This window comes from Xanthomonas vesicatoria ATCC 35937, assembly GCF_001908725.1.
GTDB classification, from domain to species: Bacteria; Pseudomonadota; Gammaproteobacteria; order Xanthomonadales; family Xanthomonadaceae; genus Xanthomonas; species Xanthomonas vesicatoria.
The window spans coordinates 4,809,998-4,832,087 of record NZ_CP018725.1; the positions used below are offsets into that span (position 1 = coordinate 4,809,998).

The 22,090-nt window shown below is 64.4% G+C and carries 20 protein-coding genes; 5 read left to right on the forward strand and 15 right to left on the reverse strand.

The annotated features are described in order from the left end of the window. Window positions 1-140: 140 nt before the first annotated feature. The 8 genes from lpdA to BJD12_RS21045 all read right to left on the reverse strand — a co-directional run bounded on the left by lpdA (window position 141) and on the right by BJD12_RS21045 (window position 12,322). Entirely contained in the window at window positions 141-1,577 is a 1,437-nt protein-coding gene (gene lpdA, locus BJD12_RS21010) for a dihydrolipoyl dehydrogenase (protein ID WP_005988423.1), read from the reverse strand. Between the two features lie 184 nt (window positions 1,578-1,761). Continuing rightward, window positions 1,762-2,973 (reverse strand): dihydrolipoyllysine-residue succinyltransferase, encoded by a 1,212-nt coding sequence (gene sucB, locus BJD12_RS21015; RefSeq protein ID WP_005988426.1) that lies wholly within the window; start codon window positions 2,971-2,973, stop codon window positions 1,762-1,764. A 42-nt stretch (window positions 2,974-3,015) separates the two neighbouring features. Continuing rightward, entirely contained in the window at window positions 3,016-5,844 is a 2,829-nt protein-coding gene (locus BJD12_RS21020) for a 2-oxoglutarate dehydrogenase E1 component (RefSeq protein WP_005988427.1), read from the reverse strand. A gap of 180 nt (window positions 5,845-6,024) precedes the next feature. Further along, entirely contained in the window at window positions 6,025-6,957 is a 933-nt protein-coding gene (locus BJD12_RS21025) for a GNAT family N-acetyltransferase (RefSeq protein ID WP_005988429.1), read from the reverse strand. Then, window positions 6,954-8,414 (reverse strand): ribosomal protein uL16 3-hydroxylase, encoded by a 1,461-nt coding sequence (locus BJD12_RS21030; protein WP_005988432.1) that lies wholly within the window; start codon window positions 8,412-8,414, stop codon window positions 6,954-6,956. The genes BJD12_RS21025 and BJD12_RS21030 overlap by 4 nt, the downstream gene beginning before the upstream one ends. A 348-nt stretch (window positions 8,415-8,762) precedes the next feature. Next, window positions 8,763-9,263 (reverse strand): DUF3060 domain-containing protein, encoded by a 501-nt coding sequence (locus BJD12_RS21035; RefSeq protein ID WP_005988434.1) that lies wholly within the window; start codon window positions 9,261-9,263, stop codon window positions 8,763-8,765. 333 nt (window positions 9,264-9,596) lie between these two features. After that, on the reverse strand, window positions 9,597-10,964 hold the full coding sequence (gene purB / locus BJD12_RS21040) for an adenylosuccinate lyase (protein WP_005988436.1): 1,368 nt from the start codon (window positions 10,962-10,964) through the stop codon (window positions 9,597-9,599). A gap of 35 nt (window positions 10,965-10,999) precedes the next feature. Then, complete coding sequence (locus BJD12_RS21045; RefSeq protein ID WP_005988438.1) at window positions 11,000-12,322, reverse strand: hemolysin family protein; 1,323 nt, start codon at window positions 12,320-12,322, stop codon at window positions 11,000-11,002. Window positions 12,323-12,606: 284 nt separating this feature from the next. Between BJD12_RS21045 and BJD12_RS21050 the strand changes: the two genes are divergently transcribed. Next, the gene (locus BJD12_RS21050) at window positions 12,607-14,010 is read left to right on the forward strand and encodes a class II fumarate hydratase (RefSeq protein WP_039422666.1); all 1,404 of its coding nucleotides are present in this window, start codon (window positions 12,607-12,609) and stop codon (window positions 14,008-14,010) included. Between the two features lie 135 nt (window positions 14,011-14,145). Here BJD12_RS21050 and BJD12_RS21055 read toward each other — a convergent pair whose 3' ends face one another. From BJD12_RS21055 to BJD12_RS21085, 7 genes are all read right to left on the reverse strand, one after another. Then, window positions 14,146-14,568 carry a hypothetical protein gene (locus tag BJD12_RS21055; protein WP_005988441.1) on the reverse strand — a complete coding sequence of 141 codons (423 nt, stop codon included), beginning with the start codon at window positions 14,566-14,568 and terminating at the stop codon, window positions 14,146-14,148. A gap of 505 nt (window positions 14,569-15,073) precedes the next feature. After that, window positions 15,074-15,604, reverse strand: coding sequence for a DUF2884 family protein (locus BJD12_RS21060; RefSeq protein ID WP_005988443.1), 531 nt, complete (start codon window positions 15,602-15,604; stop codon window positions 15,074-15,076). 24 nt (window positions 15,605-15,628) lie between these two features. Beyond that, window positions 15,629-16,453, reverse strand: coding sequence for a DUF4097 family beta strand repeat-containing protein (locus BJD12_RS21065; protein WP_005988445.1), 825 nt, complete (start codon window positions 16,451-16,453; stop codon window positions 15,629-15,631). A gap of 9 nt (window positions 16,454-16,462) precedes the next feature. Continuing rightward, window positions 16,463-17,449 (reverse strand): hypothetical protein, encoded by a 987-nt coding sequence (locus BJD12_RS21070; protein WP_005988447.1) that lies wholly within the window; start codon window positions 17,447-17,449, stop codon window positions 16,463-16,465. Further along, window positions 17,446-18,321 (reverse strand): ABC transporter ATP-binding protein, encoded by an 876-nt coding sequence (locus BJD12_RS21075; RefSeq protein ID WP_005988449.1) that lies wholly within the window; start codon window positions 18,319-18,321, stop codon window positions 17,446-17,448. Before BJD12_RS21075 ends, BJD12_RS21070 begins: the two co-directional genes overlap by 4 nt. Next, window positions 18,318-18,680 (reverse strand): GntR family transcriptional regulator, encoded by a 363-nt coding sequence (locus BJD12_RS21080; RefSeq protein WP_005988451.1) that lies wholly within the window; start codon window positions 18,678-18,680, stop codon window positions 18,318-18,320. Before BJD12_RS21080 ends, BJD12_RS21075 begins: the two co-directional genes overlap by 4 nt. Before the next feature lie 2 nt (window positions 18,681-18,682). After that, the gene (locus BJD12_RS21085) at window positions 18,683-18,931 is read right to left on the reverse strand and encodes a hypothetical protein (RefSeq protein WP_042827607.1); all 249 of its coding nucleotides are present in this window, start codon (window positions 18,929-18,931) and stop codon (window positions 18,683-18,685) included. Between the two features lie 135 nt (window positions 18,932-19,066). On the opposite strand from BJD12_RS21085, the gene BJD12_RS21090 reads away from it, so the two are divergent. From BJD12_RS21090 to BJD12_RS21105, 4 genes are all read left to right on the forward strand, one after another. Further along, window positions 19,067-19,624, forward strand: a complete 558-nt coding sequence (locus BJD12_RS21090) for a glutathione peroxidase (protein WP_005988453.1) — start codon at window positions 19,067-19,069, stop codon at window positions 19,622-19,624. A gap of 90 nt (window positions 19,625-19,714) precedes the next feature. Next, window positions 19,715-20,686 (forward strand): FKBP-type peptidyl-prolyl cis-trans isomerase, encoded by a 972-nt coding sequence (locus BJD12_RS21095; RefSeq protein ID WP_005988455.1) that lies wholly within the window; start codon window positions 19,715-19,717, stop codon window positions 20,684-20,686. A gap of 38 nt (window positions 20,687-20,724) precedes the next feature. After that, complete coding sequence (locus tag BJD12_RS21100; RefSeq protein WP_005988457.1) at window positions 20,725-20,961, forward strand: SlyX family protein; 237 nt, start codon at window positions 20,725-20,727, stop codon at window positions 20,959-20,961. Window positions 20,962-20,979: 18 nt separating this feature from the next. Then, window positions 20,980-21,717: a DUF2058 domain-containing protein gene (locus tag BJD12_RS21105; RefSeq protein ID WP_324250463.1), complete on the forward strand. Its 738-nt coding sequence runs from the start codon at window positions 20,980-20,982 to the stop codon at window positions 21,715-21,717. Window positions 21,718-22,090 lie beyond the last annotated feature (373 nt).

Below are 22,090 nucleotides of genomic sequence, written 5' to 3' on the forward strand. Positions count from 1 at the left end.
GCGCGCTGATTCGGTTCAGTTCTTGCCTGGCCTGAAAAGCATAACGCCGGGTTTTCACCCGGCGTTATGCCAGTGCCGGGAGAGGGCCGGGACCGGGAGACGCGGTTGCGAATCTCCAATCCCGAATCCACCAATCCCGGTCAGTTCGCCTTATGGATCGCGCGCTTGCTCACCGCCATCGCGGCGTCGTGGATCGCTTCGGACAGCGTCGGGTGCGCGTGGCAAATACGTGCCAGGTCATCGGCCGAGCCGTTGAATTCCATCGTCAGCACGCCTTCGTGCACCAGCTCGGACACGCCCACACCCACCAGGTGCATGCCCAGCACGCGGTCGGTTTCGGCATCGGCGATCACCTTGACGAAGCCGGCCGGCTCGCCCATGGCCACCGCGCGGCCGATTGCCGCGAACGGGAAGCTGCCAGCCTTGTAGGCGACGCCTTCGGCCTTCAACTGCTGCTCGGTCTTGCCGACCCAGGCAATCTCCGGCTCGGTGTAGATGACCCAGGGAATGGTGTCGAAGTTGACATGACCCGGCAGGCCGGCGATCAGTTCGGCGACCGCGATGCCTTCCTCGAAGCCCTTGTGCGCCAGCATGGGGCCGCGCACGCAGTCGCCGATCGCCCACACGCCGTCGACGCCGGTATGGCAATGGCCATCGACCTCGATCTGGCCGCGGTCAGTGACCTTGACGCCGGTGCCGTCCGCCAGCAGGTTCTTGGTCGCAGCCTTGCGGCCCACCGCAACCAACAGCTTGTCCACGGTCAGGCTCTGCTCGCCGGCGGCGTCGGTGTAGCTGACCACCACCTGCTTGGCATCGCCGCTGCCGGTGATCTCGGTCTTGCTGACCTTGGCGCCCAGCTTGATGTCCAGGCCCTGCTTCTTGAATTCCTTCAAGGCGGTTTTGGCCACTTCGGCATCGGCCAGGGCCAGGAAGTCCGGCAGCGCTTCGAGGATGGTGACCTCGGCGCCCAGACGCTTCCATACGCTGCCCAGCTCCAGACCGATCACGCCCGCACCAATCACCGCCAGGCGCTTGGGAACGGCGGTGAAATCCAGGCCGCCGACGTTGTCGACGATGGTGTCGCCGTCGAACTTGGCGAACGGCAGCTCGATCGATTCCGAACCGGCCGCCAGGATCACGTTGGTGCCCTTGAGTTCGATCTCGCCGCCTTCGTGCTGGGCGACCTTGACGATATTGCCCGGGAGCAGCTGGCCGAAGCCGTAGTACGGGGTAATCTTGTTGGCCTTGAACAGCATCGCGATGCCGCCGGTGAACTGCTTCACGATCTTGTCCTTGCGGCCGATCATCGTGGGCACGTCCATCTTGGCGTCGTTGAAGCTGATGCCGTGGTCGCCGAACAGGTGACCCATGTTCCAGAACTGGCGCGAGGAATCCAGCAGCGCCTTGGACGGAATGCAGCCCACACGCAGGCAGGTACCGCCCAGGGCGGGCTTGCCGTCCTTGCCGATGGCCGCGTCGATGCAGGCGACCTTCATGCCCAGCTGGGCCGCGCGAATCGCCGCGTGATAGCCGGCCGGACCGGCACCGATGACGACGACGTCGTAGTTTTCAGCCATTTCTAGAGTCCTTTGCCTTTCCCTTCTCCTGCGGGAGAAGGTGGCGCGTAGCGCCAGATGAGGGTGCGGCGGAGCGGGATGGCCTGCCGACTGTGCTGCTGGGTTGGGGGCGGGCACCCGAAGATGCAAGTGCGGCCGTACCCTCAGCCCAACCCCTCTCCCGATGGGAGAGGGGCTTCAAGGCTTACAGACCGAACAACATCCGGCCCGGGTTTTCCAGCTGATTCTTGATGTCCACCAGGAACTGCACCGAATCCTTGCCATCGATGATGCGGTGGTCGTAGGACAGCGCCAGATACATCATCGGGGCGATCACGACCTGGCCGTTCTCTGCGATCGGACGTTCCTTGATCGCATGCATGCCCAGGATGGCACTCTGCGGCGGGTTGATGATCGGGGTCGACAGCAGCGAGCCGAAGGTGCCGCCGTTGGTGATGGTGAAGGTGCCGCCCTGCAGATCGTCCAGGCCCAGCTTGCCGGCGCGCGCCTTGGCAGCGTAGTCGGCAATGCCCTGTTCGACCTCGGCAAACGACTGGCGCTCGACGTTACGCAGCACCGGCGTGACCAGGCCCTTCTCGGTCGACACCGCGATCGAGATGTCGCTGTAGCCGTGATAGATGATGTCGTCGCCGTCGATCGAGGCGTTGACCAGCGGGAAGCGCTGCAGCGCGTTGGCGGCGGCCTTGACGAAGAAGCTCATGAAACCGAGCTTGATGCCGTGCGCCTTCTGGAACTCGTCCTGCAGTTCCTTGCGCGCAGCCGAGAACTTGGCCAGGTTCACTTCGTTGAAGGTGGTCAGCATCGCAGTGGAGTTCTTGGACTCCATCAGGCGCTTGGCGATGGTCTTGCGCACGCGGGTCATCGGCACGCGCTCTTCCGGCCGGGCGCCAGAGGCCTTGCCCACGCCGCCGGCCTTGGCGAAGTTAACGATGTCTTCCTTGGTCACCGCGCCACGACGGCCGGTGCCTTCGACCTGCGACGGATCCACGCCTTGGGTGATCGCGGAGAAACGCGCACCGGGGGGCAAGGCATCGGCAGACGACTTGGAGGCAGCGGCAGGCGCGGCGGCGGCCGCTGCCGGGGTGGCGGCCGGTGCAGGTGCGGCAGCAACCTGCACCTCGGCTTTCTTCTCTTCAGCCGGAGCCGCGGCAGCAGCGGCGCCTTCTTCGATGATCGCCAGGATCTGGTTGCTAGTGACCGTGCTGCCAGCCTCGAACTTGATTTCCTTCAACACGCCGTCGACTGGCGAAGGAACTTCCAACACGACCTTGTCGGTTTCCAGGTCGACCAGATTCTCGTCGCGCTTGACCGCTTCACCGGCCTTCTTGTGCCAGCTGGCGATGGTGGCGTCGGAAACGGATTCGGGCAGTACCGGAACTTTGACTTCGGTGGCCATTCGGGGAGCGTCCTAGGGTTTTCGTTCTTTGGGGAAGAGGAGTTATTCAGCGACTTGGTCGTTGAACGGATTGAGTAGCGCATCGGCAACCAGCTTCTGCTGTTCGACGATGTGGTCGGCCATGTGGCCGGCGGCGGGCGAGGGCGAACGGGCACGGCCGGCGTAATGCAGGCTCTGACCGCTGGCCAGGCAGAAATTGAGGTGGTGGCGGATCTGGTACCACGCACCCTGGTTCTGCGGCTCTTCCTGGCACCACACCACGTCGGTGGCGTTGGCGTAGGCCTTGAGCTCGGTGGCCAGCTGCGCACGCGGGAACGGATACAGCTGTTCCACGCGGAGGATGGCCACATCGTCCTGGCCACGCTTGGTCTGATCTTCGAGCAGGTCGTAATAGACCTTGCCCGAGCACAGCACCACGCGCTTGACCTTGGCCGCGTCGGCCTTGGCATCGGGAATCAGGTGCTGGAATTCACCGTCGGCCAGTTCTTCCAGGCTCGATACCGCCAGCTTGTGGCGCAACAGCGACTTGGGCGTCATCACCACCAGCGGCTTGCGGGTGGTCATGCGCATCTGGCGACGGATCATATGGAAGCACTGCGCCGGCGTGGTTGGCACGCACACCAGCATGTTCTCCAGCGCGCACAGCTGCAGGAAGCGCTCCAGGCGTGCGGAGCTGTGCTCCGGGCCTTGCCCTTCGTAACCATGCGGCAGGAACAGCGACAGGCCCGCGATACGGCCCCACTTGGCTTCGCCGGCAGCGATGAACTGGTCGATCACCACCTGCGCGCCGTTGGCGAAATCGCCGAACTGCGCTTCCCATACGCAGAGCGCGTTCGGGTCGGTGGTGGAATAGCCGTATTCGAAGCCCATGACCGCTTCTTCGCTGAGCAGCGAATCGATGATGGTGGCGTCTTCCGGATTCTCGACCAACTGGCGCAACGGCAGGTAGTAGTTGTCGTTCTTCTGGTCATGCAGGATCGCGTGACGGTGGAAGAACGTACCGCGACCAGCGTCCTGGCCGACCAGGCGTAGCTTGTGGCCTTCGGCCAGCAGCGTGGCGTACGCCAGGTTCTCGGCAAAGCCCCAGTCGCCCAGCTGATCGCCAGCGGCCATCTTGACGCGGTCGTCGTAGATCTTGGCGACGCGGGCATGCAGCTCCACGCCCTCTGGAATGGTGGTGATCAGCTTGGCCAGACGATCCAGCTGGTCGCGCTTGACGCGCGTGTCCACCGGGTCGGCAGCGGTGCCGACCAGATACTTTGACCAATCGATCGCGAATTCGTCCGGCTTGCGCTTGGCAAGTTCGGTGGTGTATTCGCCCGAATCCAGCTTGTTGCGGTAGCCGTCCACCAGCGCCTTGGCCTCGTCGGCGCTCAGCACGCCTTCGCTTTCCAGCTTGGCCGCATAGAGTTCGCGAGTGGTCTTGTGCTTGCGGATGGTCTGGTACATCACCGGCTGAGTTGCCGCCGGTTCGTCGGCCTCGTTATGGCCCCAACGGCGGTAGCAGACCAGGTCGATGACCACGTCCTTCTTGAACTGCTGGCGGAACTCATAGGCCAGCTTGGATACGAACATCACCGCGTCCGGGTCGTCGCCGTTCACGTGGAAGACCGGCGCGCCGATCATCTTGGCTACGTCGGTGCAGTACAGCGTGGAACGGGCATCGTCGCGGGTGCTGGTGGTGAAGCCGATCTGGTTGTTGATGACGATGTGCACGGTGCCGCCGACGGCGAAACCGCGCGCCTGCGACATCTGGAACAGCTCCATCACCACGCCCTGGCCGGCGAATGCGGCATCGCCGTGGATCAGGATCGGCAGCACGGTCTTGCGTTCAGCATCGCCGAAGCGCTCCTGACGCGAACGCACGCTGCCCACAACGACCGGGTCGACGATTTCCAGGTGCGAGGGATTGAACGCCAGCGCCAGATGCACCTGGTTGCTATCGCCCACGGCGATATCGGCCGAGAAGCCCATGTGGTACTTGACGTCACCGGTGTGCGCGCGGTCGTCGTGCGCATGCTCGAACTTGCCTTCGAATTCGTCGAACAGCTTGCGCGGGTTCTTGCCCAGCGTGTTGACCAGCACGTTGAGGCGGCCGCGGTGGGCCATGCCGATCACGATGTCCTTGACCTGGTCCTTGCCGGACTGGTGAATGATCGCGTCCATCATTGGAATCAACGCATCGCCGCCTTCCAGCGAGAAGCGCTTCTGGCCGACGTACTTGGTGTGCAGGTAGCGCTCCAGGCCTTCGGCGGCGGTAAGCCGTTCCAGCGTGCGCTTGCGGCTGGCCGCATCGCCTGCGATCTTGCCGCCGGCATCTTCCAGGCGCTTGTAGATCCACTGGCGCTGGTCGAATTCCTGGATGTGCATGAACTCTGCGCCGATGCTGCTGGCGTAGGTCGCCTTCAGGCGGGCCAGGAGATCCTTCAGCTTCATCCGCGGCTGGCCGCCAACACCGCCGGTGCTGAACTCGCTGTCCAGATCAGCCTGCGACAGGCTGTGGAACGGCAGGTCCAGATCGGGCGGGTTGACCGGCGGGGTGAGGCCCAGCGGATCGAGCTGCGCGCCAAGGTGGCCGCGTGCACGGTAGGCGGTAATCAAGCGGCCGACATTGCGCTCGCGCTCGTCACTGGCACCTGCACCGGTTCCGGCGTGGGCTGCTTGTTTGGAGGCAGCGAGAATGTGGGCGATAGCCGCCGAGTGCGGTACATCACCGGCACCGCGGCCTTCGAAGCCATCGAAGTAGCTCTTCCACTTCGGATCGACACTGTCCGGGGCGACGAGGTACTGCTCGTACAGATCCTCGATATAGGCGGCGTTGCCGCCGGCGAGCTGCGATGACTGCGCGAACTGCTTTAGGAGATTATCCACGATGGTAAGTCGGGTCTGCTGTGGGGATGATTGTGCGGAAGCGGCAGGGCGAGTTGCCCTATCGGTCGGTCTCAAATCTCGAAAAATTATACCCCCTTGCGCTTGTGAGGGGGCGTCTGCGAGCTGACCGGCGGGGTAGACCAATTGGCGAGGCGCCTACGCGCAAGGGGCGCTGCGGCGTCAGATGCCGAGCGCGCGCGGTTCGCTCCAGAGCGTGCTGCGCTCCCATATCTGCGCGAATTCGCGCTCCAGCTGGCGGCTGCGGGCCGCACCGGACAACCAGGTTTCGCCATCGTTGTAGCGATGACCTGTTGGACGAAAGTAGTAGGCGTCGTCGCCGACGACGTAGGCCGCCGCATAGCTGGTATCGACTGGATCGCTGACCGCGCGGAACCGGAACACGCTGGGCAGCCGCTGGGCCAGGCGCAACATCGCGCTGCTGCTGGCAGCGGCGCTGGCGGTGTCCTGCACCAGCACCTGCACGCGCTTGTCGTGGCGTGCGGTGGCGAAGCGGCGCAACGCGTCGAGCACGGTGGGGTGGTCGAACAACGGCGGGTCCAGCGCGCGGGTGTAGATCAGCACTTGCCGGCGTGCGCCGCTGAGCAAGCCGGTGGTGGCGGCCAGGGCTCCAGCAAGATCGTCCACTGCCATCGGGCCTTCGAGCCTGCGATGCACGGATTTTCCGGGCGCAGCGCCGATATCGGCAGTGCGCGCGTGCGAAGAATCGGAGGGCGGTTCGGGCAAAAAACCGAGGCGTGCGAACACCGCCTCGGCGTTTGCGGTGACGCGGGCATGCACGCTGGGCCAGCCGCGCTGGACGGCGGCATCCACCGCTGCGGCAAGCAGTTGGTCGGACAGGCCGCGACGCCGCCAGTCCGGCACCAGGCCGAGCCGATCGATGCGGCGATCCGGCGTCAAGCGCACCGAGGCGACCAGGTGGCCGTCATCGGTGCGTGCGGCCACGTGCAGGCTGAGCGGGTCCAGCGCATCCCAGTCGGCATCGTGGGCAATGCCCGCGGTACCGGTCGTGCAGGCTAGCCGCAGCGCACGCAGGGCCGCGGCATCGGCTGCCGGGTCCAGCCAAACGATCTGCGGCCTGCCGTGCGGGCTCATGCGCGTTCCGGGGTCTCGTCGTCGTTGCTGTCTACGCCCATATCCGAGTCCTCCGCGTCGTCGTCCCCGTCCTGCGCGGTGTCGACGATGTCGGCCGGGGTGTCTGTGTCGTCCGCGACCTCTTCGACATCTGCGTCCGCATCGATGGCGTCGTCTGCGTTCGCGCTGTCGGCCTCGTCCAGGTCGTCGTCGTGGTCGGCCGACACGGTGAGCGCGTGCGTCTGGTCGTCGTCGATGTCTTCGTGGGCGTCGTCATGGGCGCGCTGGTAATGACCTTGCGCCAGCAGCTCCAGGACCACCTCGCGGCCGCGTGCGGTCAGCTGCGCGTAAAGCCCGCCATCGATTTCTTCGGCGGCCGCCAGACGCGCCGCGTCCTTGGCCGACAGCGCAAATTCCAGGCCGCTGCAAAACAGCGTGGCGCCGCGCTTGGCACGTCGCCAGGCCAGCCGCGACCACGGGTGGCGATACAGCACCACGCCTTCTTCCAGTGCCTGTTCGACCGCCTCGCGCGGAATCGGCTCGGGCGCCGGTACCACGTCGCCGGAGGCGCGATAAGTGGTCATGAAACGGCCAAACCAGTCGCCCAGGCGATCCGGGTCGTTCATGCGCAGCGCGTTGAGCGCTTCGACCACGCGATTCATTGCGGTGACATCGATCTCGTATGGGTCGGCCGGCACCTTGAGGTCTTCGTCGTGATAGCGCACCGACTCGTCGGCATCGGCGATCAGGGTGTCCAGATAATCGCCGATCAGTTCGGCCGAGGAAGGTGCGCGGGTGCCGATCGAGAAGGTCAGGCAGGCGTCTTCGGCCACGCCGTGATGCGGCACCAGCGGCGGCAGATACAGCATGTCACCCGGGCCCAGTACCCAGTCGTGGGTGGGTTTGAAGTCGCGCAGCAGCTTGATGTCGACGTCGTCACGGAACGTCTGCGGCGTGGGCTTGCGGCCCTGCGAGGCGCGTGCGTCGATCTGCCAGCGGCGATGGCCCTGGCCCTGCAGCAGGAACACGTCGTAATGGTCGACATGTGCGCCGACCGAGCCGCCGGTGGCGGCAAAGCTGATCATGATGTCGTCGATGCGCCAGCGCGGCAGGAAGCGGAACTGGTCCAACAGGGCGCGCACGTCGGCGTCCCACTTGTCCACGTCCTGCACCAGTAGCGTCCAATCGTGATCGGGCAGGCCGGGGAAGTCGCTTTCCTGGAACGGGCCGGTACGCACGCTCCAGCCGTCGGTGGCGCGGTCGTGGCTGATGAGGCGCGCCAGCACGCCGTCTTCGCAGGCCAGGCCGGCCAGATCTTCCGGCTGCAGCGGCGAGACGAAATCCGCAAAGGCGTTGCGGATCAGCAGCGGGTGCTTGTGCCAGTAGGTGCGCAGAAAGCGCTCCACCGGCATGCCCAGCGGCTGCCCGGGGCGGGCCTGGACTTCGATGACGGGAGGGTTTGCCTTGCGTGCAGCCATGGGGAGTCCTTGCAGGTGTCGATGGAATGCTGGGGCGCGGGCAGGGCCGGCGCAGATGCTCCATTGTCCGATGCCTGCGCCGGATCTGCACCTGCGTGCGGGGCCGGCAACAGGCAATGCTTCAGGGACGTGGTGGTTCGGCCTGCGCCTGACCGTCGAATACGCTTGGCCGGTCGTCACGTCACCAGGCGCTAAAGCGCTGTGCGGCGGCACTAGCTCGCCGGTCGTAAAGACTGGCTGGCAAAAAGAAGCGTGCTCGTCATGCACGGCGCACCATGCGGACCTCATTCACAACCTTGCGGCCTTATGGGACGAGGGCGGCACTAGCGCGCCTTTGCAGCGCCCGATTCACATCACCTTGTTGCCTCTACCGTGGTCATCCAGGGTTGGCTTGCTGGATGGGTTGACGGTGTTGTCGTTGCCTGAAAAACGGACCTGCTTGATCTCGCGCGCCAGCACCAGGTTCTTGTTGCCCTGGATGTCCACGCTGTCGACATTGGTCAGATTAAGCGTGTTGTCGTGGCCGGTGACGCTGAGCTGTCCAAGCTGTGTGTTGAGCACGGTGAAGTTGCTGCCTTCCACGCGAATGCTGCGTGCGTTGTCCAGATTCATCGCGCCGCGTGAGGCGGTGATGGTCACCGTGCCGCAATTGCCATGCAGGATCCACTCGCTGTCGTCGCGGGTCAGGCGCACGTCCTTGCCGCCGCAATCGGCGCCGCTGGCCGGGTCGGTCATTGTGGACGAGACGGCCGATATCGCCTGGTTGGCCGGGCCGTCGGCGCCGCAGCCGCTCAATAGGGCAATGCCGGACAGGGCAAACAGCGAAGCGATACTCCGAACTGCACGCATGGGTGGTCCCCGGCTTGGATGAGGCCGGCACCATAGCAGTCACGCCGGGGAGCGTTGTTGACGCCGGCTCGACGCCTGGGTAGTGCCGATAAATCTGGCCACGCACCGGGTGCGGAACGGTTGCAGGCGCGCGAAACTCCACCGCATGTCAGCAGCGGACGCGCTTGCGCGGCACGGCCGTTGCCTGTGTTTCATCCGCTTAGAGCGACCGCAAAGCGTAGTTAGCGATCGTAGGCGGCGCGCAAAAAAAACGGGGCGGACGCGTGGCGCACGCCGATTCCGGGCGCCGCCCGCGCCCGGATGGTGGTTGTGCAGCCGTGTTGTTGGCCGCGTCTAGATCGCGCGCGCCAGCTGTTCGGCCAGGCCGGTGTAGCCGCCCGGGGTGAGCGTACGCAGGCGCTGCTTGTCCTCTTCGGGCAGCTGCAGGCTTTCGACGAAGGCCTGCATCGAAGCGGCGGTAATGCCCTGGCCGCGCGTCAACGCCTTCAACTGTTCGTACGGGTTGGGCAGGCCGTGGCGACGCATCACGGTCTGCACGGCTTCGGCCAGCACTTCCCAGGCCGCGTCCAGGTCGGCATCCAGGCGCTGCGGATTGACGGTCAGCTTGCCCAGGCCCTTGGCCAGCGAATCCAGCGCCACCTGGGTGTGGCCGAACGCGGTGCCCAATGCGCGCAGCACGGTGGAGTCGGTTAGATCGCGCTGCCAGCGGCTGATCGGCAGTTTGGCCGAGAAGTGCTCGAACAATGCATTGGCGATACCGAAATTGCCTTCGGCATTTTCAAAGTCGATCGGGTTGACCTTGTGCGGCATCGTGGACGAGCCGACTTCGCCTTCTTTCAGCTTCTGCTTGAAATATCCCAGCGAGATGTAGCCCCAGATATCGCGCGACAGGTCGATCAGGATCGTGTTGGCGCGGCGGGTGGCGTCGCCGATTTCGGCCACGTTGTCGTGCGGCTCGATCTGGGTGGTGTACGGATTGAACACCAGGCCCAGGCGCTCGACGAAACGCTGCGCGAATGCGGCCCAATCCAGCTGCGGGTATGACACCAGGTGCGCGTTGTAATTGCCCACCGCGCCGTTGATCTTGCCGGTGAGTTCCACCGCTGCGATCTGCTTGCGCTGGCGCTCCAGGCGCGCGACGACGTTGGCGATTTCCTTGCCCAGCGTCGTCGGCGAGGCGGTCTGACCATGCGTGCGCGAGAGCATCGGTTGCGCGGCCTGCGCATGGGCGAGGCTGCGCAGCGACGCGGTGATGCCGTCAAGCGTGGGCAGCAGCACTTCGCGGCGCGCCTGCTCCAGCATCAGGCCGTAGCTGAGATTGTTGATGTCTTCGCTGGTGCAGGCAAAGTGCACGAATTCCAGCGCCGGGCCCAGCTCGGCATCGTCGGCGAGCTGTTCCTTGATGAAGTACTCCACCGCCTTGACGTCGTGATTGGTGGTGCGCTCGATCTCCTTGACGCGGGCGGCATGCGTGACATTGAAGCCGTCGGCAAGTGCACGCAGGCGCTGCGCAGCGCTCTCCGAAAACGGCGCCAGCTCTCCGATGCCCGGCTCGGCGGCCAGGGCCAGCAGCCATTCGATCTCGACCTTCACCCGCGCCTTGATCAGGCCATATTCGGAAAAGATTGGGCGCAGCGCGTCCACTTTGGAGGCGTAGCGGCCGTCGAGCGGGGACAGGGCGAGCAGGGCGGAATCCGACATGGGGAGGGCACTGGAAGGCTGGCGGGGCCGGTATTCTACGCCGCCCCGGCGCCCGGTTCGCCCATCGGTCGCACCGTCACCGCCTGGATGCGGTGCCCGGCCATGCGCCGCACGGTCAGCGTGTGGCCGTCCAGTTGCAGGGTTTCGCCTTCTTCGGGTAGCCGCTGCAGCTGATGCACGATCAGCCCGCCGACCGAATTGACGTGGTCCGGAGCGCTCAGGTCCTGGCCCAGCAAGCGTTCCAGGCGGAAGATCGAGGTGCTGCCGACAACCAGCAACGAGCCATCCTGGCTGCGCACCGGGGCGTCGCGCACCACGTGGCGGTGCTCGTCCTCGATCTCGCCGACCACCACTTCCAGCAGGTCTTCCAGGGTGAAGAAGCCCAGGATGCGGCCTTCGTCCTCCACGCACAGCGCCAGATGGGTGGTGCCGGTGCGAAACTGTTCCAACGCGCTGGGGATGGGGGTTTCCAGTGGCAGCAGGGTGGGCGGGCGCAGCAGCGGACGCAGGTCGTCCAGGTCTTGGCCGCGTGCCATCGCCACCAGCAGGTCCTTGGTATGCAAGATGCCCAGCACCTGCTCGCCGTCGGCGTCGAACCAGGGGTAGCGGCTATAGCGCGACTCGCTGAACTCGGCCAGCACCGATTCAAGCGTCATGCCTTCGCGCAGGGTGCGCATGTGCTCTCGTGGGCGCATCAGGTCGCCGGCAACCAGGTCCGGCAATTCCAGTGCATGGCTCATCAACGCCAGCCCATGATCGGCGGTAGGCGCGTTGGGGTCCTGGCGACCGACGATCAGCTTGAGTTCTTCGCGCGAATAGCGGTGCGACTGGTGCTCCACATCGCCCCAGCCCAGCACGCGTAGCAAGCGGTTAGCGCTGGTATTGAGCACCCAGATTGCCGGGTACATCAGCCAGTAAAAGACATACAACGGTGCAGCCGTCCACAACGACATGCGCTCCGGGCGCCGGATCGCCATGGTCTTGGGTGCCAGTTCGCCGAGTACGATGTGCAAAAACGAAATCAGGCTGAAGGCGATTGCCAGGGCGGTGAACTGCGCCGCGTCATCGGACATGCCAAGCATATCGAACAACGGCTGCAGCAGATGCGCGAATGCAGGCTCGCCGACCCAGCCCAATCCGAGCGATGCCAGGGTGATGCCGAGCTGGCATGCCGACAGATATGCATCCAGGTGCGCGTGTACACCCAGCAACAGACGCCCGCGCCAGCCATGGGTCTGCGCCAGCCCCACTGCCTGCGTGTGCCGCAGCTTGACCAGGGCGAATTCGGCGGCGACGAAGAAGCCGTTCAACAGCACCAGCAGCAGCGCCACAATCAGTAGCAGCACATTACCGAGCATGGTCGCCTCCGCACGGTGCAGAGACGGGTGAATGCATCAATGCAGGGATGAGCGCGGCAGTGCGGTGTGTAGCGAAGTGGAACGCAGGCAATACGGTTCTACAGTCAGGGTCGTCGCCCATGGCGGCGTGCTACCTCGTATGGATCAGCGTTGAGTCTAGTGCACGCGCCGCGATGACATCGTTGCAACGCTGGCAACGGGTATCGTAGTGAGCCTCGCCAGCGTGGGCGCGCCCGCAGCCAGCCGTTGCGTCACCACAATCCAACAATGTGCGGAGAATGCAGATGAGCGAACGTTTCAGGACCGAACACGACAGCATGGGGCAATTGCAGGTGCCCGCCGACGCGTTATGGGGCGCGCAGACCCAACGTGCCGTGCAGAATTTTCCGGTGTCTGGACAGCCGATGCCGCGCGGCTTCATTCGTGCGTTGGGGTTGATCAAGGCCGCCGCCGCCGGCGTCAATGCCGAGCTCGGGCTGTTGCCCAAGTCGATCGGCAAGACCGTGCAGGACGCGGCGTTGCAGGTGGCCGCGGGTACGCATGACGCGCAATTTCCGATCGACGTATATCAGACCGGTTCGGGCACTTCGTCCAATATGAATGCCAACGAGGTGATCGCCACGCTGGCCACGCGCGCCGGCAAGGACGCGGTGCATCCCAACGATCACGTCAATCTGGGGCAGAGTTCCAACGATGTGGTGCCCACCGCGATCCGCGTGTCGGCACTGCTTGCGGTGCAGGAGCACCTGCAGCCGGCGCTCAAGCATCTGCGCAAGACCATCGACAAGCGCGCCAAGTCGCTGGACAAGATCGTCAAGACCGGTCGGACGCATTTGATGGATGCGATGCCACTGACGTTCGGGCAGGAATTCGGGGCCTGGTCTGCGCAATTGAGTTCTGCGCAGGACCGGCTCGACGATGCCCTCAAGCGGCTGCGCCGCTTGCCATTGGGTGGCACTGCAATCGGGACCGGCATCAATGCCGACCCGCGCTTCGGCGGCAAGGTGGCCAAGGCCTTGTCGAGCCTGAGCGGCGTCAAGTTCGAGAGCGCGGAGAACAAGTTCGAAGGCCTGGCCGCGCAGGACGATGCGGTGGAGCTGTCCGGCCAGCTCAACGCGCTGGCCGTGGCGCTGATCAAGATCGCCAATGACCTGCGCTGGATGAACGCCGGCCCCTTGGCCGGGCTGGGCGAGATCGAATTGCCGGCGCTGCAGCCGGGCAGCTCGATCATGCCAGGTAAGGTCAACCCGGTGATCCCCGAGGCCACCGTGATGGCCTGCGCGCAGGTCATCGGCCACCACACCGCGATCACCGTGGCGGGGCAGACCGGCAACTTCCAGTTGAACGTAACGCTGCCCTTGATCGCCTACAACCTGCTGGATTCGATCACCTTGCTGGGTAACGTGTCGCGCCTGCTGGCCGATACCGCCATCGCCGGATTGAAGGTGCGCCAGGACCGCGTGCGCGAAGCGTTGGACCGCAATCCGATCCTGGTCACCGCACTCAACCCGATCATCGGTTACGAAAAAGCCGCAGCGATCGCCAAGCGCGCCTACAAGGAGCAGCGACCGGTGCTGGACGTTGCGAAGGAAGACAGCGGCCTGAGCGAAGCGGAGCTACGGCGGCTGCTCGACCCGGCCACCTTGACCCGTGGCGGGATCCAGGCAGGTGGTGGCAGCGGCGGGTGAGGTCTGCTGCACACTGCGATGTGAAGCGAGGTAGGAGCGCGCCTGGGCGCGATATGGCGTTGTCGATAACGCCTCACGCGCCAGAGCGCTCCCATGCGTCAATAGCGCTGCGGATCTCGCAGCGCTGCGCGCTTGTCAATGCCGCTCGGCCTGCACGTTGCCGAAACTTTCGCGGTAGGGCTGCAGCGACGGGATTTCATCCAGCAATTCGCCGCTGAGCGTCTGGATCTGCGGCGTAGCGTTCAGCTTGATCGACTTGTAGCCCGGATCCGGGCCAGCGTCGTTGATGGCCTGCTGGCGCAGCATCTGCAGATGCCCGAACAGCAGCTGCAGCTTGGCGCGGGTCGGTTCCTTCTGCGGCAGCGCGATGTCGTCGATCTTGAGCGTGCCGTCGGGTGTGATCTCCGCATTGGCAGCCGGCGGGCGGCGGATCATCACCGACTGGGTGGTGATGGCAACGCGCGGCTTGCCGCGCTCGGCGCGACGGGACGACTGGTCGCCACAGGCGGCAAGGGCGCACAGCAGCAACGCCATGCAGAGCATCACGAACTTGTTCATGGTGTCGAGGATCCAGGAAAGCGCGTTAGTGTAAGCCCGCACGAGTCTGCGAATCGTCGCGGATTCAACGACGAGAGGCGGACAAAACGTCGCAGGGCGGCGCCTGATGAACACGCTGGCCGTTTTTAGGTCCCGCTGCCGCGGCCTCTTCAAGTCGTCACGGCTCTCACTGCGTCGTTAGCCGGCAAGCTCGTCGAAGCACCCCGAAGCATGTCGCACTCTGTCGGTCGCCGGTGTTGCAGCGGCACCGGGCAACGTGCGCGCTGCCGCAGCAGTCGAGGCCGTAGATCCGGATGGCTGCGGGTCGCATTCCAACGCCAACATAGGCAGCAGCAGCATCACCATGGTGTCCGATCGGTCGGCCTGTGCTGGGGTACGGTCGTCGGATGTCTGCCAAATGGGGCAAGCGCTGCGGCACCGAGTGCACGCCCTGGACCTGCGCCAGGGCGTGCCTAACACGAAGCGCTCTCCGGCGAGGCGCTTGATGGGAAAGACGCCGCCGTAATCAATGACGGCAGTCGTCGATATCCTTTTGAGTCAGGTTGGCGTAAGGCCCGAATTCCGGCACCACGCGCGTGGCTGCGTCCTGTGCGGTGCGCAGCTTGCCCAGCTGGTCGCAGATCAGCATGGCTTTTTGTTTGAAGGTCTCCGCCTCGGCCTCGATCTTGTCGCCGATCTGGTCCGGGTTGCCACTGAGCACACCCTTGAGCGCTTCACCGGCCGCATGTGCGCCGAATGCAGCGCCTTGGGTGCCGATATCGATGCCCTTCGCAGCAACGCCCTGGATCTGCGTGTAATAGCTGCGCATCGCCAGCTGCTGCGCAGCGTTCAAGGCGACCGGCTTGCCGTCGATGCTGAGCGCGCCGTCCGCACCGATGCTTGCTGCAGGCAAGCCGCTACGCTTGAGCGTCACGGTCTTGCCGCTGAAGGTCACACCGCTGCTGTCGTCCTGGCCGGTGACCACAACCTTGGGCTCGGACTTGCCGCAGCCCACCAATAACGCACTCACCAGCACCGCTGAAAGAATCAGTTTCATCAATAGTCCCCCAGATCGAAGTGGTTAGTTGTCTGCAGGCACGCGGGTCGTGCCGGTGACGTCCTTGAGAGTGATATCGCCGCTGCCCTTGCGCGCAACGCTGACATCGCCGCTGACCTTGCGCACGTTGAGTGCGCCTGAATTGATTGCCTCGACGGTGATGTTTCCCTGCACGTCGTTGAGCTCCATCTCGCCTGACCCGATCGTGCCGACCTTGATACTGCCGGCCACATCGCGCAGCGTGACCTCGCCCGAGCCCACCTTGCCGATCTCCGCCGCCCCGTGGATCTGCTTGGCCTTCAGATCGCCCGAGCCCACGACCAGGACGTGGAGCGCACCAATGTCTTCGAGTTCGACCTCGCCCGAGCCTACCTTGGCGGTGACGCGGCCCTTGCTGTGGCGGATGGCCACATCGCCGGAGCCGACATCGGCACTCACTGCAGCGGCGCCGGTGATGCCGGCATCGCCGGAGCCTACATCCAACTGCACCAGCAGATGATTCGGCACGCTGCCACGCAGATCTAGATACGAGTAGTTTGCGCCGATGGACATGCGCGCCAGCCGCTCATCCGTCAGCGTCACTACCAACTTGGAGCCAACCCGCTTCTGAGTGACGGTCAAACTCTTCAGTACGTCGGCCTTGGCTGCGCATGCGCGGCCCTGCAGGCGACCACCCGTGCCGGGCGACGCCTCCAGATGCAAGTCGCTGGAACCGACCTCGAACAATACCGATTTCACTCCTGACAGCTGCAGCTCCAGGCTGCGTGGCTCGGAAAACTTGCACTGCTCCTCGGCTGCTGCTGCGCCGGGCAATGCGAACAGGATGGCCAGGGCCAAAGGCAGGCGCATGTGGTGTCCTCAGGCTTCGGAGCGCCGGCGGCGCAGGTAGATGGAGGCGGCGATCAGGGCGATACCGATGGCGGCACCGATCCAGATGTCCGGGTCGCCGTACACACGCGAACTGTCGGTGTGCTGCAACGCCCACTGCACCAGGTCGCTGGGGTTCTGCATCGCACTACTGTCCAGATTGCCGCTGACGGCAAGGGGCGACCAGGTGCCAGGCAGGGCGCTGAGCAGACCGCGGTAGCCGACGATGTACCAGATACCGCCGATCGGCAGCGATACGCCCGGCATCGCCGCCAGGATGCTCAACATCACGCAGGCCAGCAGCGGAAACAGCACGGCCCACAGGAACGGCTTGCTGCTGGCCCAGGCCGAGCAGAACATCAGCCAGCCGATGGTTGGCAACGCCCACAGCAGGCTCATCGGTACGGTTTTCAGTAGCAACCACATCAACGCGAACGGGTGCGAATGGGTGGCCAACGCCCATGGGCTGGGCACGCCCGCGATCGAGGCACCAACGATAGCGATCAACCACAGCGCCAGCCCCACCGCTGCACCGATCACGATGGAAATCACCGGTGCCAGCAGCAGCGCCCAGGCCGCCTTGGACAGCACGGTCTGCACGTCGGACACTGGCAACGATTTCCAGAACAGCACGCTGCGGTCGCGGCGATCATCGTAGAGGCTGCCCAGCGCATAGAAGAACACCACGAACGCCAGCACCACCGACGCAATGCCGATGCCACCGAGCAGCAGCCCGTCGCCGACCTGGCCCAGCGTGCGCGTGTATTCGGCCAGGTCGTCCATCCTGATGCTGTCGCCGGACATGTTGCGGCGAGCGCTGATCGCACCGATCACCGCGCCCAGCAGCGCGAAGAACACCGCGATGCCGCCGGTGATCACCTGCGCCCAGACGAAGCCGCCGCGGTGCTCCCAGTATTCGCGCTTGAGTAGCCAGCCGAAGGTGCGGGCAGGCGATGCGTGATTGGTCATGGCATTCATGCGTAGGTCCCCTTCATGACGGCAACAAACAGGTCGGCCAGGCCGGGATTGCGGGTTTCGCCGAAGCGCGCGAGCTGATCCTTGGGCACGCCATCGAACAGCATCACGGTCTTGCCGAAGGGCAGGGCGCGCTCGTCGATCGGTGTCAGGGCGCGTGCAGTTTCCAGATGTTCGGCACCCACCAGTACTTCGGTGTAGCGCTGCGCCACGTCTTCCATGTCGGCGGTGAGCACGATGCGGCCGTCGCGGATGAACATCACATCGGTGAGGATGTGTTCGATCTCTTCGACCTGGTGCGTGGTGACGATGATGGTCTTCTGCTCGTCGAAGTAATCCTCCAGCAGACGCTGGTAGAACTGCTTGCGATACAGGATGTCCAGGCCCAGGGTGGGCTCGTCCAGCACCAGGATGCGCGCGTCGATGGCCATCACCAGCGCCAGGTGCAGCTGCACGATCATGCCCTTGGACAGCTCGCGCACCCGCGACTTGCGATTGAGCTGGGTATTGGCCAAAAAACGCTCGCACTTGGCACGATCAAAGCGCGGGTGCACGCCGGCGACGAAGTCGATCGCCTCGCCTACCCGCAACCAACGCGGCAGCACCGCCACGTCGGCGATGAAGCAGACCTCATTCATCAGCGCGTTGCGCTCGGTGCGCGGGTCCATGCCCAGCACCTTTAGATCGCCGTCGAAGTCGGTCAGACCCAGCACCGCCTTGAGCGCCGTGGTCTTGCCGGCGCCGTTGGGGCCTATCAATCCGACGATGCGGCCTGGTGCGATGGTAAAGCTGGTGTTGTCCAGCGCCAGCCGATGTTTGTAAGCCTTGCGCAGGCCACGTGCGTCGACGACATGGTCGGTGGAGACGGCGGTCATGGTGTTTTCCCCTGTGGCAACAGATCGTCGATGGACAGGCCCAGGCGCTGGATGCGTTCCAGTACCGCCGGCCATTCTTCATTCAAGAAGCGGTCGCGTTCGCTTCCGCGCAGCTTCTGTGCGGCTTCCGGGGTCATGAACATGCCCAGGCCGCGGCGTTTTTCCACCAGGTTCTCGTCGGCCAACTCCTGGTAGGCGCGCGAGACGGTGATGGGATTGAGTTGGTAGTCCGCCGCCACCTGGCGCACCGAAGGCAGGGCGTCGCCAGGTTTGAGGATTCCATCGAGCATCATGGCAATGACCCGTTCCTTGAGTTGGCGGTAGATGGGAGCGCCGTCGCTCCATTGGATGTCGTTCATGATCAGTTCCGTGGGCGCAGAACCTGCGCGAAGGAGAAATAGGGCATCGACAGCGAAGCACGCAGGTGCCGGCCAGGCCGGGTGCGCTCCTCGGGGGGAGTTGTCGCGTTTTCCGTAACCGCCTCCGACACGCCATAATCGGCGCCGGACTCCGTGACCTGACTGGAAGCGGCTCCCAGCCAACCAATGGCAAACAGGGTGCTGCCGAACAGCAACAGCGGAACTGGTCGCGTGACACGTGTGCTGTTCATGCTTTCCCCCTGCGTTGGATGACTGGTGTTGTATTCAACTATAACACCGACACGCAGGCAGTCAACTGCTTGTCACACCCAACTGATGGCACCCCGTGCAAAACCGGGTGCCGCATCATCTTCGAAGGCCTGCCAATGTTGCTCAAACGTCTATTGGTCGTTGTATTCGCTGGCTTTTTTGCCGGCTCCGCGCTGGCTGCCGCGGCGCCTCTGCTGGATCTGGACTATCGCCCGCTGGCCGGCAAGGCACCTATCAACCTGAACCGTAGTTACGGCGGCAAGGTGGTGATGGTGGTCAACACCGCCAGCAAATGTGGTTTCACTCCCCAGTACGAAGGCCTGGAAGCGCTCAACCAGCGCTTCGCCAGCCGGGGGTTTGCAGTGCTGGGCTTCCCGTCCAACGATTTCCAGGGGCAGGAACCCGGATCTGAGAAACAGATCCAGGAATTCTGCACGCTGACCTATGGTGTCAAGTTCCCGATGTTTGAGAAGGTGCATGTGCTGGGCAAGAATGCGACGCCGCTGTATCAGCGGTTGACGCAGGCCACGGGCGTGGCGCCGGGCTGGAACTTCCACAAGTATTTGATTGGTCGCGACGGGCGCGTGGTGGCGCAGTTCCCCAGCAAGATCAAACCGGACGATCCGAGCGTGTTGGCAGCGATCGAGCGCGAGCTCAATGCGCCGTCGCGCTGAGCGCGGCTCTCGCAACGCCGCGTGCGCATGCGACAATACGTGTTCAGCGCCGTCGGTGGCGTGTCTTTTCACTTTCGGGAAGTGCATCGAATGAAGATGGGAAAGCGCGGCGCGACGGCGTCGCTACTGATGGCGGCAATGACGGCTTCGATGCCGGCGATGTCGCAGCAACCGGCCGCAGCGGCCACCAAGGAGAAGCCAGTTTTGAATGCATCGTCTGAGAAGAGCACGCGCGACAACGTCAGCTACGCCATCGGGATGGACGTGGCGCGCTCGTTCGAGCCGATTGCCCAGGACATCGATCTGAGCGCGATGCAACGCGCCATCGAAAATGCATTCAAGGGTGGCAAGCCGCTGTTGTCCGACGAGCAGACCCAGGCGACCGATACCGCATTGCGCACCGCGCTCGCTGCCCGTAACGGCCAGCAGGTGCCGGGCATGGCGCCGGGTTCCGCGCCGGCCGCGCCGTCCAAGGAAAACGTCGGCCTGATGCTGGGCGACCGTGCGGTCGGTCCGTCGCTGGCCGGCATCAAGGACGAGATCGATCTGTCGATCCTGATGGAAGCGGTACGCACCGTGTTCGCCAAGGGCACCACGCGTCTGACCCAGCAGGAAGCCGCAGCCACCATGCAGGCGTTCGCCTCTGCCAAGCAGGGCGCTGCCGGTGCCAAGAACCGCGAAGAAGGCAATGCCTTCCTGGCCAAGAACAAAACCGAAAAAGGCGTGATCACCACCGCGTCCGGGCTGCAGTACATGGTGTTGCGCCAGGGCAGCGGCGAGCGCCCGATGCGGACCAACAAGGTGCGTGTGAACTACGAAGGCAAGCTGCTCGATGGGCAGGTCTTCGACAGTTCGTACCAGCGCGGCCAGCCAGCCGAGTTCGGTCTGGATCAAGTCATTCCCGGTTGGACCGAAGGCGTCGCCTTGATGCCGGTCGGTTCGAAATATCGTTTCTGGATTCCATCCAACTTGGCCTATGGCCCGAACGGCACGCAAGGGGGGCCGATCGGACCAGACGCAGCGTTGACGTTCGATGTCGAACTGATGGGTATCCTTCCCTGATCCCCCACAGGAGTACCCCGGACGAGGCCGTTCGTTGCATGCATGAGCAACTCTCGCCGCGCGACCAGGCACTGGATGCGCGGTTGGTGGAACTGGAAACGCGCCTCTCCTTTCAGGAGCAGGCGCTCAATGAACTGAGTGAAGCGCTTGCGGACGCCCGTTTGACGGGCGCCCGCAACGCCGAGCTGATCCGCCACCTGCTCGAGGATCTGGGCAAGGTGCGCTCCACGTTGTTTGCCGATGCAGCGGACGAACCGCCGCCTCCGCACTATTGATTGCAGATTGCCACCGCCATGAGCGATACCTTACGTGACCAGTTGCTTGGCCTGGGCTTCAAGTCCGCGCCCAAGCCCGAACGCAAACCCGACGCACGGCCTGCCGCGCGTCACCATGGCAACGGTGGCAAGCCCGCACCCGGCGGCAACAGGCCGGGTGGCCAGGGCAGGGGACCGCAGCGGCCGCACGCCGCTGCGGCGACCGATGCAACCCGTGGACGTAACAGCGATGGCAGGCCCGACCGGCGCCATGATGGCAAACCGGCAGCGTCGCCACGTCCGCAACATCCCAATGCCGACCGCCGTGGCCCCAGGCCGGCGCGCACGCGCGAGGATATCGACCTGGCCAAGGCCTATGCGATCCGTGCGCAACGCGAAAAGGACGAGCGCATCGAAGCTGAGCGGCTGAAGCAGGAAGAAGCGCGCCTGCGTCGCGAAGCCAAGGCCAAGCTCGAAGAGCTGCTCAAGGACAAGGGCCTGAACCATCCCGATGCCGACATTGCGCGGCATTTCCCGTATGGCGGCAAGATCAAGCGCATTTACGTCACCGCCGATCAGCTCAAGGCGCTCAATGCCGGCGAGCTGGGCGTGCTGCAACTCAACGGGCGCTACGTGCTGGTGACCGCCGAGGTGCTTGCCGAATCCGAATCCGTCTTCGCACCGTCGGTCGCGCTGAAGGTGGACCCGAATGCACCGGCCGGCGACGACCCGTACGCCGATCCCAAGTATCAGGTGCCCGACGATCTGGTCTGGTAATACCGCAGTCCGCAGATGATGTGACACGTAGGCACCTGCCGGGTGCCTTTGTTGTTTGTGATTCTGTCGCAGGCCAAGCAACGCCGGGTGCGTGGCGTCGTGAGGGCATAGCCTGTCTCACATCGTCTGGTATGTGACGGTAGATCGCTGCACGCTGCGCATCTAATCGAGTGAAAAACTGTCTCGGGCCACCCCTCGCATCGTGCATGCTTGTGCGCAATTAGCCGCGCAGACTGAGGGCAACCGCGTCCTGTTCGCTGTCTGCGGCGCAGATGCGTCGCGCCGCGTGCCGTTGCAGTTGCCGGTTGTGATAGCGCTGGCAGTGCACTTGCTATACAAGCCGGTCACGGCTAGCGCGTCACCATGCGCGCCA

What these genes read in the sequence shown, in the direction of transcription:
- purB (WP_005988436.1), bottom strand. Translation starts at nt 10,964, where the DNA reads ATGTCGGATTCCGCCCTGCTCGCCCTGTCCCCGCTCGACGGCCGCTAC.
- BJD12_RS21085 (WP_042827607.1), bottom strand. Translation starts at nt 18,931, where the DNA reads ATGAACAGCACACGTGTCACGCGACCAGTTCCGCTGTTGCTGTTCGGC.
- BJD12_RS21025 (WP_005988429.1), bottom strand. Translation starts at nt 6,957, where the DNA reads ATGAGCCCGCACGGCAGGCCGCAGATCGTTTGGCTGGACCCGGCAGCC.
- BJD12_RS21080 (WP_005988451.1), bottom strand. Translation starts at nt 18,680, where the DNA reads ATGAACGACATCCAATGGAGCGACGGCGCTCCCATCTACCGCCAACTC.
- BJD12_RS21065 (WP_005988445.1), bottom strand. Translation starts at nt 16,453, where the DNA reads ATGCGCCTGCCTTTGGCCCTGGCCATCCTGTTCGCATTGCCCGGCGCA.
- BJD12_RS21050 (WP_039422666.1), top strand. Translation starts at nt 12,607, where the DNA reads ATGAGCGAACGTTTCAGGACCGAACACGACAGCATGGGGCAATTGCAG.
- BJD12_RS21105 (WP_324250463.1), top strand. Translation starts at nt 20,980, where the DNA reads ATGAGCGATACCTTACGTGACCAGTTGCTTGGCCTGGGCTTCAAGTCC.
- BJD12_RS21060 (WP_005988443.1), bottom strand. Translation starts at nt 15,604, where the DNA reads ATGAAACTGATTCTTTCAGCGGTGCTGGTGAGTGCGTTATTGGTGGGC.
- lpdA (WP_005988423.1), bottom strand. Translation starts at nt 1,577, where the DNA reads ATGGCTGAAAACTACGACGTCGTCGTCATCGGTGCCGGTCCGGCCGGC.
- BJD12_RS21100 (WP_005988457.1), top strand. Translation starts at nt 20,725, where the DNA reads ATGCATGAGCAACTCTCGCCGCGCGACCAGGCACTGGATGCGCGGTTG.
- BJD12_RS21075 (WP_005988449.1), bottom strand. Translation starts at nt 18,321, where the DNA reads ATGACCGCCGTCTCCACCGACCATGTCGTCGACGCACGTGGCCTGCGC.
- sucB (WP_005988426.1), bottom strand. Translation starts at nt 2,973, where the DNA reads ATGGCCACCGAAGTCAAAGTTCCGGTACTGCCCGAATCCGTTTCCGAC.
- BJD12_RS21035 (WP_005988434.1), bottom strand. Translation starts at nt 9,263, where the DNA reads ATGCGTGCAGTTCGGAGTATCGCTTCGCTGTTTGCCCTGTCCGGCATT.
- BJD12_RS21045 (WP_005988438.1), bottom strand. Translation starts at nt 12,322, where the DNA reads ATGCTCGGTAATGTGCTGCTACTGATTGTGGCGCTGCTGCTGGTGCTG.
- BJD12_RS21070 (WP_005988447.1), bottom strand. Translation starts at nt 17,449, where the DNA reads ATGAATGCCATGACCAATCACGCATCGCCTGCCCGCACCTTCGGCTGG.
- BJD12_RS21055 (WP_005988441.1), bottom strand. Translation starts at nt 14,568, where the DNA reads ATGAACAAGTTCGTGATGCTCTGCATGGCGTTGCTGCTGTGCGCCCTT.
- BJD12_RS21030 (WP_005988432.1), bottom strand. Translation starts at nt 8,414, where the DNA reads ATGGCTGCACGCAAGGCAAACCCTCCCGTCATCGAAGTCCAGGCCCGC.
- BJD12_RS21090 (WP_005988453.1), top strand. Translation starts at nt 19,067, where the DNA reads ATGTTGCTCAAACGTCTATTGGTCGTTGTATTCGCTGGCTTTTTTGCC.
- BJD12_RS21095 (WP_005988455.1), top strand. Translation starts at nt 19,715, where the DNA reads ATGAAGATGGGAAAGCGCGGCGCGACGGCGTCGCTACTGATGGCGGCA.